The organism is Variovorax sp. P2_H12 (genome assembly GCF_056403395.1).
Map to the genome: position 1 here is coordinate 1 of NZ_JBFUFO010000112.1, position 879 is coordinate 879.

The following is an 879-nucleotide window of genomic DNA, read 5'->3' on the forward strand; positions in this document are numbered from 1 at the left end:
TCTTGAGCACCGAAAGTGGCCTCGCAAGAGGCGCAAAACGCCTGGTGGGCAGACCTCACGGCGCGAAGTCGACCACAGTCACGACCGCATCGCGTCGTGATGCCCTCAGATCCGACGGCGCTGTTCATTGATCAGCATCTCCCTAGGCCTCTCCGTTGACGAGAATGACAGAGCCGACACCCCTCCATCCCATGGCCAAAGATTTCGTAACCTACAAAATCAGGAACGAGTGGAACGGAAAGCAAGCGTCCCAAGCTGGGAGCGATGACTACTTCTGAAAGAAAAACACCAATCCAAGCGCGACCAAAATGAATGGCCAGTACTTCACTGGAATGAAGAAGAGGTCGTGCTTGGTCACTAGGACCATCTCCCTCCCGGTCTTCTTGTCAATAACAGCGCGCGGCTCGGAAGCCCTTTGCAAGAGGAGGTGCAGTCCGTAAACCAAGGCTGCGGCAAGGCACATACCTATCAGTTCAGACCATTGTCTTTTGTCGACTGGAATCGGGGCCCCCCACAAACTCTCCGCGCCAATCTTGCCGACAACCAGGCCGACGACCGCGAATACCACAACCACAATTCCATACCCTCTCCAAATCAGCACGTGCTATCTCCTCGTAGTGACCAACAAAATGCACCATTGTGTCGCAGCCAACTTTCCTTCTGCGCTTCTGGCGAGAGTTGAGGTGGCTGCCGCCTACCATCCAACCATATGCAGAGGAATCTTGGGTCTTTTGACCTGCCCCCTCCTGCCGTGCCATTCATAACGAGGAAGTCCGGGGTTGCAAGATTAATTGATCTCGGTGGTTGTTGAGCTGGATCGAGCTGCGTCGCCAGCGCGCTGGCGATGCAGCTCGGCGAACTTCGCCGGTGGCATTCGCT

The 879-nt window shown here is 55.6% G+C and carries 1 protein-coding gene; it reads right to left on the reverse strand.

Features of this window, described 5'->3' with window-relative positions; all coding sequences use genetic code 11:
- Nucleotides 1-268: 268 nt before the first annotated feature.
- Nucleotides 269-601, reverse strand: a complete 333-nt coding sequence (locus AC1DYK_RS35425) for a hypothetical protein (protein WP_478170527.1) — start codon at nucleotides 599-601, stop codon at nucleotides 269-271.
- Nucleotides 602-879 lie beyond the last annotated feature (278 nt).